The organism is Tetzosporium hominis, from assembly GCF_002265435.1.
Taxonomy (GTDB): domain Bacteria; phylum Bacillota; class Bacilli; order Bacillales_A; family Planococcaceae; genus Chryseomicrobium; species Chryseomicrobium hominis.
Window position 1 is genome coordinate 95,949 of sequence record NZ_NOKQ01000204.1, and the last position, 15,282, is coordinate 111,230.

Here is a 15,282-nt window from a genome sequence, read left to right on the forward strand (position 1 = left end):
AAATATGGGATGGTGAAACGATGCATTCATTTTGGTTATCTGAAGAGTGTTGGATCCTTCGTCTAGAAGAGGCAGCAGATACAGAGCAGAGAATAAGACAGATAGAGGCTACCATTCAGAAAGACTACGGTGAAGAAATTGTTGAAACCGTTTCCACTACACAGTCTATTGGAGTCTATATAAAACCATCTATCTCTACTGATAGACTTGAAGAGCTTCCGGAGCTTTGGAGAGATGTAGCTAAGCAGAAAGTAATTGAACAAGCAGTAGTTAGAAACGTGGTCCAAATTCCTGTCGTGTACGGAGGAGAAGAGGGACCTGACCTAGAGATAGTTGCAGAACATGCAGGACTAACGCCGCAAGAAGTGATAGAACTTCATACATCGGTTATTTACCCAGTTAGGATGATTGGATTTGCCCCAGGGTTTCCTTACTTATCAGGCTTACCTGAAGCAATTCATGCTCCTCGTAAAACAACGCCTAGGTCGTCTATTCCAGCTGGTAGCGTCGGTATAGCAGGTGGCCAGACAGGTGTTTACTCTATCTCAACTCCTGGAGGCTGGCAGATTATCGGACGCACGACAATAGCGCTATTCTTACCCGATCAGCAACCACCTAGTTTAGTGCAAGCAGGAGACGCCATTCAATTTGTTGCTGTAGAGCGAGGTGAGGAATATGCTTGAAGTTATTCATCCAGGACCGTTCACTACTATACAAGATTTAGGACGAGCAGGTTTTCAGAGATATGGAGTGAGCGTCACAGGAGCTATGGATCCTCAAGCAAGTGCTATCGCAAATCTGGTTGTTGGAAATGACCCAAAAGACGCCGTCCTAGAAATCACCTTAACTGGAGCCAAGCTTCAATTTCATCAGCCGACGAAGATTGCAGTCACGGGTGCTGACATGTTGGTTCAGCTAGACGGGATGGAAATCAAGCGAGGCTGTGCCATTCCTGTATCTGGTGGAGAAGTCCTACATTTTGTAAACCTCCGCGCAGGATGCCGTGCGTATCTAGCTGTGCATGGAGGACTTGAAGTACCAGAGGTCATGGGAAGTCGGAGTACTTTCTTAAGAGCTGCAATTGGAGGACTTGAAGGAAGAGCACTACGCAAAGGAGATAGAATCCCTTATGCATCCCACGGACAAGAAAAACAATTACTGGCCGACTGGCACGTCCCTACGGATTCATGGTGGAAGAAAGAGAAAGTTCGAATAGTAAAAGGGCCAGAGATAGACCGCTTCGATGTAGAACAACTCAATAGGTTTATAAGTGAACCATATACCATTTCTCCTCAATCGGATCGTATGGGGTACCGACTCCAAGGGTCACTTTTGAAGAGCCGAGATGCAACAGAGCTTGTGTCCGAGCCCGTTACATTTGGGACGATTCAAGTTCCCTCTGGTGGAGAACCGATTGTATTGATGGCGGATAGACAAACAACCGGAGGCTACCCACGAATTGGTCAAGTGATTCAAGTGGACCTACCTGTTCTGGCGCAAAAAAAACCAGGTGACCGAGTTGAATTTGAATTTGTTTCTCTAGAAGAAGCGAGAAAACTGGCAGCGGAGTTTCGGCAATGGCAACAAGACGTCAAAATCAGTATTGAGGTAAGGAGGCGACAGAATGCTCAATAAAACTGTAGTGAAATCAATGGAGATTATCCAGGTGTTTTATGATAAAGACCAGGCGAGCCTATCGGATATTATTACTCACACTGGGCTGCCCAAAACCTCTGCACATCGCATGGCAGAAACTCTTGTTGAGATGGGCTTTCTTGAAAAGACTCAAGACCATATGTATCGTTTAGGCCTGTTATTTTTAAAGCTGGGTCATTTAGTAGCTGAGCGTTTGGATATTCGCCAACTGGCATTGCCTTTCATGGAGACGTTAAGGGATACGTACGGAGAAGCCGTGAATTTGATTGTCCAAGACGGAACAGACGCCGTTTATATAGAAAAAGCAGATACAAAGGAACGCATTCGTGTCTATACCCAGATTGGTCGCCGTGCTCCCCTATACGCAGGGGCTTGTCCGCGTGTGTTGTTTAGTTATTTACCTGATAAAGAGCAGCAAGAACTGCTTCACCAATTTGATTTCCGAAAATACGCTGAACAAACACCGGTTTCTGAAGAACAATTATGGCAAAAAGTGAAGGAAACGAAAGAACGTGGATGGACGCTCAGTCATTCGGAACTTGAAACGCATTCTTCTGCATTGGCAGTTCCTATTTTTGATCATTCAGGAAATGTAGTAGCTGGTATGAGTTTTGTAGGACCAGAAGTTCGTTTTCAAGATGAAGAGCATGTTCAGAATTTAGCAGATGCGCTGGTTCAAGTAGGTAAGGAACTCTCGAGAAAATTAGGAGCAGAGGAGGCCTTGTTAGATGGTATCTATTGATTTGAACTGTGATTTAGGAGAATCATTTGGGTCGTACCAGATGGGGAATGATTCACTGATTCTACCACTAATCACATCGGCAAATATTGCTTGTGGCTTCCACGCAGGAGATCCAAGCGTCATGAGACAGACTGTAGAGAGCGCAATACTTCACAACGTTGGAATCGGAGCACATCCTGGCCTGCCGGACCTACAAGGTTTCGGTAGAAGAGAACTTGCTATTTCACCGCAAGAAGCCCACGACTTAGTGGTTTATCAAATTGGAGCGTTACAAGCTGTTGCAAAGAGTTGTGGAACGTCTGTCGGTCATGTAAAAGCCCATGGCGCTCTTTACAACATGGCCGTAAAGTCGGCTGAACTAGCAGAAGCCATTGTGTCTGCTGTAAAAGCGTGTGATTCCAAGCTCATCATTGTAGGGTTAGCAGGAAGCGCTTGGGTAGATGCGGCTGAAAAATTTGAAATGCGAATCGCTCAAGAAGTGTTTGCCGATCGTCGTTATGAAGAAGACGGTTCCTTGACACCAAGAAGCCGACCTGATGCGTTGATTGAAGACCAACAAGAAGCTGTGGAGCACGTGATTCAGATGGTTCGAGACGGAATGGTGACAACACGACAAGGGACAAGTCGTCCTATACAAGCAGATACTATCTGTATTCATGGAGACGGAGCGCACGCGCTAGACTTTGCTCAAGCAATACGAGAACGTTTCTTAAAAGAAGGCATTGCAATCGAAGGGTTATAAGGGGGAAGCTTAGACAAAAAGAAGCGGTGACGAATTGTCACTGCTTCTTTTCGTTTGAGAGTTGTTCGTAATAAGTATGACAAGTGGCACGCGTTTTTTTAGACTCATAGAGAGCATTATCTGCTGCTATGAACAGTGCTTTTTTGTCCTGTGCGTCTTGAGGATAAAGAGCGATACCAAGTGCAATTTCAATTGGAATCGTCGCATGTTTATATAGAAACGGTTCTTTGAAGGCTTCTATAATACGGTTGATAATGGCCTCTACTTGATCGTGTGCACGGATCTGTCCTAATAAAATCCCGATTTCGTCGCCACCTAACCGAGCAACTAAATCGTTCTGGCGAACACTCGTTGACAGTCGTTTGGCCATTTCTACAATTACCGCATCTCCGGCATCATGACCATAGGTATCATTGATTTGTTTAAACTGATTGCCATCAACAAGGAGTAAAGCCAAGGAAGGTTCTTGACCTTCTGTATCTATGAGGTCCTGCAACCGATCATCAAATGCTCGTCGGTTCGGCAATCCAGATAAATGGTCGTAATAAGCCATCTGTTTTAACGCTTCTTGCATCGAGTATCTCTCTGAAATATCCCGTGAAATGGTAATGATGTTGATGACTCGACCTCGTTCTATTACGGGGCTAGCTACTACTTCCATCCAAACGTAATGTCCGTCGATATGTCTCATTCGGAGTTCCATCGTACAATGCTTGCGGGTGACAAGCAGAAGCTGCAGGTTTTTTTGAACTACAGCATGATCTTCTGGATGAATAAACTCAGTAAACTGTTTTCCGATGCATTCAGATGGTTCATGACCAAGCAAGTGTTTGATAGAAGGAGATAGGTAATCGGCTCGCCCGTTACGATTGAATACCTTGATGACATCAAATGCGTATTCTGTAATAACCTTATATTTCTCTTTGCTCTGATCCAGCTCACGTTGTGTATTTTTCAACTTGGTAATATTGTTATACACGACGTGAATACCAGTGGGTTCTCCATGCTCATTGTACACAGGTGTATAAGATGCTAGGATATCAAGTAATTTTCCGGACTTGGTAATGCGCTGAGTCTCATAAGATTCGATGGGTTCAAGATGATCCAATCGTTTTTGCAGTTGCAGCATTTCTTCCTGAAGGTACTCTGGGACAATCTCATAAAGCGTCTCTTGAATCTCTTGCTCATCATATTCAAACAATTGACGAAATGCTGGATTTACTTGAGATACAGTTCCATCTAGATTCAACTGGAAGACGGGATTGATAGCAGTGTTCCAAAGCGTCTCTAAATCTTTGTTTTTCTCTTTTAAGGCTCTAGCCAGTTCACGCTCTCGAGAGATATCTTTAAATACCCCATAGGCTCCCACGATTTCGTCATTTACGCTGATTGGGATATTTACTATGGACAAGTATAGGACATGCCCTTCTTTATGATAGATCGCAGTCTCGTATTGAACGGATTTGCCGTGTTCAATAGACTTGGCAAACGCGTCCCGTGTCACGTCTTTATACTCATCTAGAATAAAATTTGTGAAGCCATGCTCAGAAGCATCTCCGAACTGATAGCCAGTAATTTTAGAAGAAGCAAAATTTCCATCCACTAGTTGGCCTTTCAGGTTATAAGCAATGATCCCATCTGGGTGAAAATCAAAAAGTGATTTATAGCGCTGTCGGTTTAATTCGGATTCGTCTTCACTAACTTTTAATGTGGATACATCTTGGACGATGCCTAGTATATGTGTCACTTCCCGAGAAGAGTTGTATAAAGGAGTCAATTTACTTTCTCCAGTGAACATTCCAGTTGGAGTCCGAACTTGTTGGCGAAACACAAGGGTTTTTTCGGATCGTACCACGCGTTGGTAAGCTTGATGAAGTGGAACTGCTTTGTCACTATCATGTGCGGATAAAATACTTTGTCCTAATGTCGCATCGGAAAGACCTAAAATTTGTCGTGCTTTTTTATTGATAAATTGATAGATGAATTGGGTTCCTTGTACTTCCATTAAAAAAACGAGGTCTGTCACGTGGTCGAGCATTTGAACCAACAGGTCGATATCTGTATCTCGATGAATCAATGGCTTTTCCATCTCCATGCCCCCTTTTTTAAATGTTACTCAATTCCTATCTTTTGAGAAAAGTATACGCCAGCATGCGACATTTGTCTGTTAGATTTTTATTGTTTTTCTCTCATCTTTGAGACTTTTTTATTTCTTTTTCACTTTCTGTTGTAGATGGGAGGAATGGTTCTGGACAGTAGTCCGTTCGTTTGCCATAACGTAGCATTTCGTAAATGATCATACCGTTGTTGGGTTTGCCGTTTAACATTCTCATAGGTACGATATCGAATAAAACGTAATAAAAAATGTAAAAGACAAAGCGGTCCCAAAAAGCTAAAGTATCGTCTAATACACCATTAACGACTAAAAGATTAACAACAATTCCCACTAAGATATTAGATAGAATAGGTGCCGCGTAAATGACTACATAGATCCAGCGATTTTTGTGCGCTAGATCGTCATAGGAAAACCAACTATATAAATGATAATACTTTCGTACATCGAGTATACCCAATTTGAAAAGACGTGGTCCGGAGCCAATTGTGATACGAGGGTTTTTCACTCCAAAAAAGAGACTTGCTACGATATATCCGGTCTCTCGAACAAAAACGACAATAGGTAAAATGATAAATGCGGAAATCAGCAGCGATAAGAAATCTGTAAAACCAAATGTAAACATGTCATCTGCTCCTTTCCAAACCTTATTCGCAGTATAGCAAGAGCGCGAGAAGAAGTCGTGAGAAAACCATTATAAATGGAAACGCTTACCAAAAATAATGATTGACGAATGCTATAAAACCACGTATAACTAGACTAATCTATTTTTGTTAGAAAAGTTTACATGAGATTTACTGGGTCTTTATAGAAAGAAAGTACAGTAGAGATGAGTAGAGGAGGAAGTCAGATGAGAAAGCCGTTTCCTGAAGCTACACCACTTTCGATTATGGTACCTAAAGTTCTTCAAGTGTTCTTGAATGTTGCCCTTCTCGGTCTTGCAGTTACCCTTTCTTTTTTGTTGATGCGTTCTTTAGTGGAATTCATACAGTTGCTCTGGACGCTCGAGTCCTATGATTACAAAGTCTTTTTAGCTGATATCTTATTGTTTTTTCTGTACTTTGAGTTCATTGCAATGATTGTAAAGTATTTTAAAGAAGACTATCACTTCCCGCTTCGATACTTTTTGTACATCGGAATCACAGCCATGACACGGGTAATCATTGTAGAACATGATAATCCTGTTCACACATTATTGAATGCTTTAGTCATCTTTATCTTGATTGCAAGCTATTTCATCATTAACATGACTCCGCGAGAACGGCCGGAGATTGCTAATCAACATGAAAAAAAGCTCCCTTCATCTTTAATAAGATGAAGCGGAGCTTTACTCATTTTTGAAACCACTTTTTCATGATGGTGCGAATCACTTTGACAAGGGTGCGCTCAGCATGGGAAGACGATAACTCGTCTGATCGAGACATTCGCATAGATTATGCGATTGATTTTTGAGTAGACTTTAAGAAATTCCATTTAGAAAGACCTTTTACTTTAGAAGTAAATGAAGAAGTCGTATTTTCTAAACGTTGCTTAGTATGGAATTCCATTTCAGTTTGATCAGCCTTTACAGATTCTCCAAAAGTATAATAATTCATCATTTTCTATTCCTCCATAATTGTGTGAATTTTTAATTAAACAAGACAATTTGATAAAAGTGCGAAAAAAATTAAGCCGACTTGCGAGATTTGACTGAAAACCATTTCGTCCATGGCTGTGTTTTAGAATGAGCGGACGCTTGATTGTTCAAACGTTGCTGTGCTAAAAAGTGGACGGAGTCTTGGTGATCTTTCACAGATTCTTGCATTGTAAATACGTTCATCATACGAAATCCCTCCTAAAATTGTTTGAATTTTTAATTAAACAAGACAATTTGATTAAAAGCACAGCCGGAAATCAGTTTTCCGGTTTGAACAGGCAGCATAACTCATCCGAGAGAAGTTGATTCAACTCGTGTTGATTTAGCTCGTAAAAGCTCCACGTCCCGCTAGTCTCTTTCGTAAGAAGGTCAGCGTCTAATAAAATCTTTAGATGATAGGACAGCTTTGATTGTGTCATGTCAACGAGTGGGGCAAGATCTCCCACACACATGGCGCCTTTATTCGATAAGATGTTTAAAATTTGCAGACGCTTCTGGTCACTGATCGCTTTAAACTTTTTTTCAAAAGTAGCGAGTGTATCGGAAGACAACGTGCAGTATGTCGTTTCTTGCATCGAATTCACCTTCTAGTTGTCAATCAAATTTCCTTGATATACTCATCATACGACCTCTAAAACCGCATGTCAACTATTTCATCAAGAAATATTGATTAATTGATAATGGTGAATTTTGCAAAAATTAATTGTTAGAAAATGTCGAAAATAGAGTAGGAATTGCATAGGTCTACATGCTATTCTAGGAAAGTAAAAGGAGGAAGAAAGATGCAGCTCAATCAAATTAAGTCAGACCGTGAGACGCTCTACTTTGTGCTCAGTATGATCGTTAGTATTTTTGTATACATAGGTGTGGCCGTATCAGTTGTTGGGATTCCAATAGCTCTAATCGTATTTGCATTTATTTTTTATATGCAATTAATGATGTTAGGCTCTATTCGAGGTAATGGGGTGCGAATCCATCAAAATCAATTTCCGGATGTCTATGCCCGTGTTCAGCAACTATCGAAAGAGATGGGTTTAAAAAAGACGCCTGATATTTTTGTCATACAGTCTGAAGGTGCGCTCAATGCATTTGCCACTCGTTTTTTAGGGCGAGATATGGTCGTATTGTATTCTGAAGTATTCGAGCTTGCTAGGGAGCAGGGGCAAGATGAGTTAGACTTTATTATTGCTCACGAACTGGCACATGTGAAACGCCGTCATGTATGGAAGAACCTTGCCATTTTACCAGCTGCGTTTATTCCGTTCTTGTCTCAGGCGTATAGCCGCTCATGCGAATATACGTGTGATCGTCATGCGGCATTTATGATTCAGAATCCTGATGCTGCTAAACGTGCATTAACTCTTTTAGGAATTGGGAAAAAGATGTATGCAGAGGTTGATGAGCAAGCCTACGTGCAACAGATTGAAACAGAATCGAATGGAGTTGTCTGGCTGACGGAAGTTCTGTCGACACACCCTCGTTTACCAAAGCGAATTCAAAGCATCTCTCAATTTGCAGGGAGTGCTGAAAGACTTTACTATCCACGCACAGGAAGAATCCTTGCTGGTGTTGCAGGCTTAGCGGCTCTAGGAACAGCTATTTACATTGCGTGCATTGCACTTTTTGCGGCAGGTGGCATGCTTTGGGGTAGTCTATTTGCAGGTTCAGAAGCGTTAGGTTTAGAAGAATCACTTGGTCTTGAATCAGCTTTTGAGACGCCGGGAGAAACAGACCTCATGTCTGCGGCTTATATGGGAGACATTGAAGCCATGGAACAAGCATTAGCCTCTGGAGATTCAATTGACGAACAAGATGAATACGGTGCGGATGCTTTGATGTATGCGGTTAAAGGGTATTCTCCTGAAGCAGTAGAATATTTACTAGAATTGGGGGCAGATCCAAACACTTATGATGATGTGGACTCTGCACTGGTTCTCGCAGTTTACAACGAAGATATCGAAACTGTAGAACTGCTTTTGGAGTACGGGGCAGACCCGGCTCTTCCAGACCCGGAAGGCTATACGATATATGATATTACTGGCGAATCTACAGTTGAAGATGTGCTTAACTACTTATCCTGGTAATTCAGTCGCTCCCACGGGGGCGGCTTCTTTTTGTTCACAATGTCTACTCTATGCAGCAATCTCCAAATGATGCATAATAAAAAAATATGAGAGATTGGCAAATGGGGGAAGAAACAAACTATGCAATGGGTTGGGAAGGCGTGCATTAGTGCACTGCTTTTATATATTGGATTATCTATGTACGGGATTTGGACATTCACAGGAGAAACAGAGCTTCGTCATGCAGATGCTGCCTTAGTATTGGGAACACGACTAGACGGTGAAGAGCCATCTTATGCACTTCGCGAGCGTATAAATCATGCGGTCTGGCTATATGACAACGAATTTGTTGAAACCCTCGTTTTCACAGGTGGGATGACTGAAGGCGGTCTGATTAGTGAAGCAGAGGCTTCAAAAGCTTACGCTGTTGCACTTGGCGTACCAGAGCAAGACATTATTATTGAAGATCAATCACTAGTGACACGCGAGAACATGGAATATGTTAAAAAACTGATGGCGTCTTGGGAGTTAGACAACTTCTTACTTGTCAGCGATCCCTTTCATATGAAACGCGCATTGATGATGGCAGATGTATTTGATTTAGAAGTAGAAGCCTCTCCAACTCCACAAAGTGTTTATTCTACTTGGGCAGAGCAGTTCCCATTTGTGCTTCGAGAGACGCTTGCCTACGTAGGTTATCAATTGACGTTTCATCAAGCCTTCTGAGGGAATAGAGGAGTATCAAGCATATGTATGCTATGCTGAAGACGTAAGACAGATTACGAGGAGGAACTAGAATGAGTACTGTACAAGTAGGCGACGTTTTTTCAATGGAAGATGAGAATGGTCAAGAAGTAGAGATTGAAGTTCTCGGCCTCGTCCATGTCGATGAGATCGAATATGCAGCGGTTGCATTTTCAGAAGACGTACAAGATGAAACAAAAGAAGATATTGATGTCTTTTTCCTGAAAGTTGAAGGGGAAGAAGAACTATATGAAATCGAAGATGACGCGGAGTTTGAGCGTGTCTCAAAAGCATTTCAAGAGCTTCAAGAAGAAGCTGCTGAAGATTTAAACTAAAACTAAAAGGCACTCCGTGAAACTAATCGGAGTGTCTTTTTTAATCTTTTTGAAGGGAAAACCCTATTTTAGTGAGAGCGCGTTCTAAATTCGCTTCAATCATTACGTGCTTCAATTCAATTCCTAATCGGTTCGTTTGAAGAACGGTTTCTGGGCGTAACCCGGTAAGTACCGGTTTCACACCTAATAAATTCAACAAGTTCGTAATCTTCATCAACGAATCAGCAGCAGACTGATCCATTTCCGTGATTCCAGATAGATCGACAAACAGATAGTCCAAGTTTAGTTCTTGACTTCTAACTAAGGCTACTTCTACCAATTGTTCTACTCGTTTTCGTGTGATGTTCCCGATGACAGGTAAAGATACAAAACGATTTCCCGGGAAATGAATTCATAAAGAAAGGACTTCTGACGGTTTCTTCTAAATGACATTCGTTGTACTATGAAAGAAGCAGAACTAAATGAGGGATACGATGACAACGGAACGTTTATTTACATGTCCTGTTCGTTTGACGAAAGCCGTTCAAGAGGCCTTTAAACGCTTTGGATGGGCAGAGACGGGATTTCTGACACAACAGCCGATATTTACCGTCCAAATTGAAAAAAATAAAGAATCAGAGCAGACCGCGACCAAGGTGCTGCTCTATTTTACGCACTTTTCGCAGCCAGATAACGCCGGCAAGATGCCGGTTCTCACTTTGCTCGAAGAAGATCATGTGCTGACAGCTGTTCATTTTATGATGGTTCCAAAAAAGATAGGGCAACCGACAAACTGGAGACGCAGCGTCCAACTTGCGTTTGCACCGGACGCTCGCATCAAAAATCCGATGCCTCCCGCTTTTCGTGAATGGTTGCAAGATCTTCCGTTTGCTAATGAACGAACAGATTATGTTCGGAAGCGGATTGCTGGTTGGGAAGGCTATTTAGCTATTCAAGAGCAACAACTGGATATTCCGGACATCAAATTCCGCTATCAAGATGTGGCGGTGCAAAAAGACTTCCGCAAGTTGACGCTGTATCAAGTAGAGTTGAAGCCTGAAGAGTGGAAGCAGATGCGTCAAATGGACATTAAGCTTCTTAGTTTAGGAAAAGAAGTGGGAAAAGTCAGCAAAGCAAATCCTCGAGACAGAATCTTAGAGATTGATGTGCTCTCCTATATGGAAGATGTCATTCGTCGCACGCCACTGGATCGTCTTGGACATGATGCCGTGGTGTCGAACTTTGCCTCTCTAAGTCAGATTCGAAGACTGCGATCAGGTTTCCAGCAATTAGAGAGAGGGCAAGCTGAAAATCCGTTACTTGAGCAAATCTTATTTGAAGAGACACCGCCGGTTGCTCCGCTTCGCACCATTCCAAAGCTGACATTCTCGCATCCTTTAAACCCGTTTCAAAGACGAGCTGTCGAAGGAGCCATTGCTGCAGAAGATCTTTATGTGATTCAAGGGCCGCCAGGCACCGGGAAGACAACGGTCATCTCTGAAATTTGTCTTCAAAATGCTAAGGCCGGCCTTCGTACACTGGTTGCTTCCCAGTCCAATCTGGCCGTAGACAATGCACTCAGTCGCTTGTTGGCAAATAAAGATATCCGGATTCTACGCGTAGGACGGACGGAGAGTATTGAAGAAGAAGGGCAACGGTTTATAGAAGAAAACATCGGACAGTACTGGCGAGATGTCACATTAAAAACTGTTACGGATGCGGTCTCGGAACGTGCTCCTCGTCTACAACACATCACATCGGAACTTGCGAGACTTCGCCCGTTATTTCAAGAAACTGAAGTACGACTAGAAAAGTGTCAACGAGCTGTTCAGAAAAAAGAGCGGGCGTTGGCTGAGCAAAAGGTGCTTCAAACCGAACTTACGGAACTCCTGACGAATATGGAGCAGATTAAGGAACAGCGAACGCGTCTCCAAGAACAAGTTGAAAAGGCTTCTCAAAAAGTTCTAGATGCACAAGAAGTGAAAGCGCAATTAGAAGAAAAACAGAAAGGCTATCCGGAGCCTCAGGTCATTCAATCGGACATTATGGAGAAAAGAGAACGCATTCAAGCTGTCAACCAATTGTTAGAAATCAAAACGCTCCTTCAAGAACGAGAAACCACTCTGCAACAGATTGAAGAAATCGAACGAGAACTGGCAGGTCTTGAGAGTAAACTCCAAGTGATGGATTCTGAAATCGAAGAGATTCGTCAGTTGCGTTCTGTAGCGGCGATTCACCAGATGCTAGAGAGAGAACCCGCATTTGCGACAGCCCGTGTGTTGTTCAAAGTAAAAGGGATTGAAGGCATCAGAGGGCTGGTTAAGACGTATCACCCTGCAAAAGAGCTATACGCTCGCTATGACAAGGCATTGCTATACTTTATTGGGCTTTTAAAAGAGAAGAAGCGGCCTGTTCGCCCTGTAGCAGAACCGACGTTTACCCATCCGGAACTTGAACGCTATCTTGAGCAAGGTCGTCACTGGATTCGCATGAAGCAGCTGCCTTCAACCCGTGAACTAGCCGATTACGTTCAAGGACTCTATACTCGCATGCGTTATTTAGCGGCTATTGATGCGTACTATGAAGAACTGGTAGTCCGGGGCGAGTCTGAACTCGAGTTATTGAGAACGGAGTTGCAAGAGCAAGCGCTCCTTCAGAATCAGCAAGAACGGAAACAAGCGCGTACGTTTGAAGAAAGAAAAGAGCATCTTTCAGAACTTCTTGCGGAGCAGACCTCTCGTTGGAATGAGGTAAACGGAGAGACTGTGCGATCACAACTTGAAGAAGTAGATGCAACCAGCAAGTTTACATTAGAACGAGAGCTCGTCACTTTAGAACGGTTACGAGTGGAAATAGAATCTTTTGAGGCGACCTATCAAATGGCTTGTGATTCATTGTCAGAGACAGAGAAAGAAAGTCACACAGCACAGAAACAACTGACTACATTCTTGACCGAATCCGCAGGTTATGATGAGGAACGGACGCGTCTTGAGCAAGAGATTCGTTTATTAGAGCCTCTAGTAAGTGAAAAGCCGGAGGAGCAGCTTGAAGCCGTGCAAAAGGAATGGCTGTCTCTTAAATTTGAGCTCGATAAATATGAAAAAGAAGACAAAGAAGCACCGGTTCATCAAGCGCTACAGACGCAGTGGCAAGAACTTCTGGAGCAAGCGTCTGCAGAAGACGTCGATGAGATCCGGAAGCTGAATGTTAAATATGCAAATGTCATCGGAACGACTTGTGTGGCATCAGCACGTAAAGACTTTATAGAAAACTATCCTTCTTTTGATGTCGTCATCATCGACGAAGTATCAAAAGCGACTCCTCCAGAGCTGTTACTTCCCATGCTAAAAGGGAAGAAGGTCATCTTGGTGGGTGACCATCATCAGTTGCCACCATTATTAGGTGATGACACTCTTGAAGAGACCCTAGCTCAACTGATAGAAGAACAAACGGAGTTTACGGGTAAACAAGAGTTGGAGAGCTTATTAAAAGAGTCCTTATTCGAAAGGCTTTATAAACATCTTCCGGCCACCCATAAAACGATGCTCGCGATTCAATACCGGATGCATGAGACCATCATGGAAACCATTGCTCCGTTCTATCAATATGAGCAAGATGCCTTGTCTTGCGGTCTTGAAGATTCCGAGAGTCAAAGAGCGCATGGGTTAGCGACTTCGTGGCTCCGGAAAAAAGATCATGTGGTTTGGGTTGACTTGCCGAATCAACAAGGTTTCTTGGAAGAACGAGCAAAAGGCGGAAGCAGTTTATGGAACCCAGCAGAACTTGAAGTGACCAAAAAGGCATTGATTGACTTAAATGCCGCAGTGGAACGCAGCAAGCAGCAAGGCTTGTTCCCGCTAGATGCTCAAAAAACAGTAGGAGTCATCAGTTTTTACGGAGAGCAAGTGAAGCAGCTGGACCGTTTGATTCAACAAGAATTGCGTCTGCCACATCTTCATATGAGAACGGGCACAGTCGATCGATTCCAAGGCATGGAGATGGAAGTCATCGTCTTAAGCATGGTTCGAAATCAGACAGAGGGCAGAGGAGATATCGGTTTTGCCAACGATTACCGCCGTTTGAACGTGGCTTTGTCCCGAGCGAAAGAATTGTTGATCTTGATTGGTAGCCAGGAGATGTTCACAAGACGTGTAAAACGTGAAGCGACGCGCGCGATGTATGGACATGTTGTCCAACTGGTCGACCGGTTGGAGACACGTAGAACACCAGAGGAGGTGACCGGTGATGGCCGAGCAACAAGCGAAATTGAAGAGCCAATTACTTCGTAACCCGGTGCTTACCATTGTCAAAGAGGCTTCCTGGGAGTTGCCTCTCTGGTCCTTTGAAGTGGGCTATATGCCAGTGCGCAGATTCCGTCTCGATATTTTGATGCGAATGATGCTCCACGTCATCGAGACGCTTCCTGTCCGAAGAGCAATAGCCATTGCAGATATTTTACATGTGGAAGAATTGTTTATAGAAGACCTGTTAACTAAGATGCAGCAGAACGGACTTGTTGAATTGGAGAAGAGCGGGTATAGCTTGACCATACAGGGAACTCGACAACTTCAAGCGGGGGTATGCGAGGAATTGCAGGAGGAACGCTTCGATCAATTGCTCTACAGTCCCGTTCATAGTGGGTTCATACCTACAGAGTTTGAAATAGAAGTAATGGAACAACCTACTAACGCCTTCAGGTTCACTCAGCTTGATCAACGTATCGATCTAAACGAAGACCAGTTAGTAGAAGGAATTCGGGGAAAGATGGCTGAAGAAACAGAGCATGTAGGAGATTTTGTGGAGACAGTGGATGCCTTATCCAGTTCTGATGACGGAGAAGTTCAGTGGGTGACTTGCTATGAGTTTTTAGTCTATGATTCTAAAGAGCAGCAGCATTATGTACGGGTATGGAATCCAGCGATCGGCAGCTGGGACGCGACACTCGAGCAGGCTATTGAAGAACAAGAAGCACCAACCTGGAAATAAGAAAGAGGCTGGGACAAAAGCCAGCAAATGGAGTTTCTCATAATGAGAAACTCCCTTTTTGGTCTACTATGCTTCTAAAGAATTATGAACCTGAGATGCCATTTCCCAGGGTATCAGAGGTTCTGCGAGACCCCGCAGTCGCCCGTAATCCAAGTTTTGAATTTTAGAATACTCGTATGAAACGCTCCGTACTTTAACCGAGGTGTAGCGCGAGGAGCATTCCTGTCTTGAACGCAAAGACATCTTGAAAAGAAAAAAGTCCTCTTGTATGATGCAGGTATCAACG

16 protein-coding genes are annotated in these 15,282 nt (G+C 43.2%); 10 read left to right on the forward strand and 6 right to left on the reverse strand.

The window, feature by feature from the left end; genetic code table 11:
• The first annotated feature begins 20 nt into the window (after window positions 1-20).
• The 4 genes from pxpB to CF394_RS07985 are packed head-to-tail and all read left to right on the forward strand — an operon-like array spanning window position 21 to window position 3,140.
• Window positions 21-683, forward strand: coding sequence for a 5-oxoprolinase subunit PxpB (gene pxpB, locus CF394_RS07970; protein ID WP_094942823.1), 663 nt, complete (start codon window positions 21-23; stop codon window positions 681-683).
• Window positions 676-1,635, forward strand: coding sequence for a 5-oxoprolinase subunit C family protein (locus CF394_RS07975; RefSeq protein WP_094942824.1), 960 nt, complete (start codon window positions 676-678; stop codon window positions 1,633-1,635). The genes pxpB and CF394_RS07975 overlap by 8 nt, the downstream gene beginning before the upstream one ends.
• Complete coding sequence (locus tag CF394_RS07980; protein WP_094942826.1) at window positions 1,625-2,398, forward strand: IclR family transcriptional regulator; 774 nt, start codon at window positions 1,625-1,627, stop codon at window positions 2,396-2,398. The genes CF394_RS07975 and CF394_RS07980 overlap by 11 nt, the downstream gene beginning before the upstream one ends.
• Entirely contained in the window at window positions 2,385-3,140 is a 756-nt protein-coding gene (locus tag CF394_RS07985; protein WP_094942827.1) for a LamB/YcsF family protein, read from the forward strand. The genes CF394_RS07980 and CF394_RS07985 overlap by 14 nt, the downstream gene beginning before the upstream one ends.
• A 37-nt stretch (window positions 3,141-3,177) precedes the next feature.
• On the opposite strand, the gene CF394_RS07990 is transcribed toward CF394_RS07985, so the two are convergent.
• Window positions 3,178-5,229, reverse strand: a complete 2,052-nt coding sequence (locus tag CF394_RS07990) for a sensor domain-containing protein (RefSeq protein WP_165767504.1) — start codon at window positions 5,227-5,229, stop codon at window positions 3,178-3,180.
• Window positions 5,230-5,329: 100 nt separating this feature from the next.
• Complete coding sequence (locus CF394_RS07995; protein ID WP_094942830.1) at window positions 5,330-5,878, reverse strand: hypothetical protein; 549 nt, start codon at window positions 5,876-5,878, stop codon at window positions 5,330-5,332.
• A 225-nt stretch (window positions 5,879-6,103) separates the two neighbouring features.
• Between CF394_RS07995 and psiE the strand changes: the two genes are divergently transcribed.
• Window positions 6,104-6,571 carry a phosphate-starvation-inducible protein PsiE gene (gene psiE / locus CF394_RS08000; RefSeq protein ID WP_094942832.1) on the forward strand — a complete coding sequence of 156 codons (468 nt, stop codon included), beginning with the start codon at window positions 6,104-6,106 and terminating at the stop codon, window positions 6,569-6,571.
• Window positions 6,572-6,686: 115 nt separating this feature from the next.
• Here the strand turns inward: psiE and CF394_RS15770 are convergent, their stop codons facing one another.
• The 3 genes from CF394_RS15770 to CF394_RS08005 all read right to left on the reverse strand — a co-directional run bounded on the left by CF394_RS15770 (window position 6,687) and on the right by CF394_RS08005 (window position 7,464).
• Window positions 6,687-6,851, reverse strand: coding sequence for a hypothetical protein (locus CF394_RS15770; RefSeq protein ID WP_165767505.1), 165 nt, complete (start codon window positions 6,849-6,851; stop codon window positions 6,687-6,689).
• A 68-nt stretch (window positions 6,852-6,919) separates the two neighbouring features.
• Window positions 6,920-7,075, reverse strand: a complete 156-nt coding sequence (locus CF394_RS15775; RefSeq protein ID WP_165767506.1) for a hypothetical protein — start codon at window positions 7,073-7,075, stop codon at window positions 6,920-6,922.
• Between the two features lie 71 nt (window positions 7,076-7,146).
• A complete protein-coding gene (locus CF394_RS08005) occupies window positions 7,147-7,464 on the reverse strand; it encodes an ArsR/SmtB family transcription factor (protein ID WP_094942833.1) in 318 nt (105 codons plus the stop codon).
• Window positions 7,465-7,671: 207 nt separating this feature from the next.
• Here CF394_RS08005 and CF394_RS08010 point away from each other — a divergent pair, with 207 nt between their 5' ends.
• The 3 genes from CF394_RS08010 to CF394_RS08020 all read left to right on the forward strand — a co-directional run bounded on the left by CF394_RS08010 (window position 7,672) and on the right by CF394_RS08020 (window position 10,031).
• Window positions 7,672-8,973, forward strand: a complete 1,302-nt coding sequence (locus CF394_RS08010; protein ID WP_094942835.1) for a M48 family metallopeptidase — start codon at window positions 7,672-7,674, stop codon at window positions 8,971-8,973.
• Window positions 8,974-9,093: 120 nt separating this feature from the next.
• Window positions 9,094-9,678 (forward strand): YdcF family protein, encoded by a 585-nt coding sequence (locus tag CF394_RS08015; protein WP_094942836.1) that lies wholly within the window; start codon window positions 9,094-9,096, stop codon window positions 9,676-9,678.
• A 71-nt stretch (window positions 9,679-9,749) separates the two neighbouring features.
• Window positions 9,750-10,031, forward strand: coding sequence for a DUF1292 domain-containing protein (locus tag CF394_RS08020; RefSeq protein WP_094942838.1), 282 nt, complete (start codon window positions 9,750-9,752; stop codon window positions 10,029-10,031).
• A gap of 40 nt (window positions 10,032-10,071) precedes the next feature.
• Here the strand turns inward: CF394_RS08020 and CF394_RS08025 are convergent, their stop codons facing one another.
• Window positions 10,072-10,422, reverse strand: a complete 351-nt coding sequence (locus CF394_RS08025; protein ID WP_094942839.1) for an STAS domain-containing protein — start codon at window positions 10,420-10,422, stop codon at window positions 10,072-10,074.
• Between the two features lie 82 nt (window positions 10,423-10,504).
• Between CF394_RS08025 and CF394_RS08030 the strand changes: the two genes are divergently transcribed.
• Window positions 10,505-14,299: a DEAD/DEAH box helicase gene (locus CF394_RS08030; RefSeq protein WP_165767508.1), complete on the forward strand. Its 3,795-nt coding sequence runs from the start codon at window positions 10,505-10,507 to the stop codon at window positions 14,297-14,299.
• Window positions 14,256-14,996: a hypothetical protein gene (locus tag CF394_RS08035; protein ID WP_094942842.1), complete on the forward strand. Its 741-nt coding sequence runs from the start codon at window positions 14,256-14,258 to the stop codon at window positions 14,994-14,996. Before CF394_RS08030 ends, CF394_RS08035 begins: the two co-directional genes overlap by 44 nt.
• Window positions 14,997-15,282: the final 286 nt, after the last annotated feature.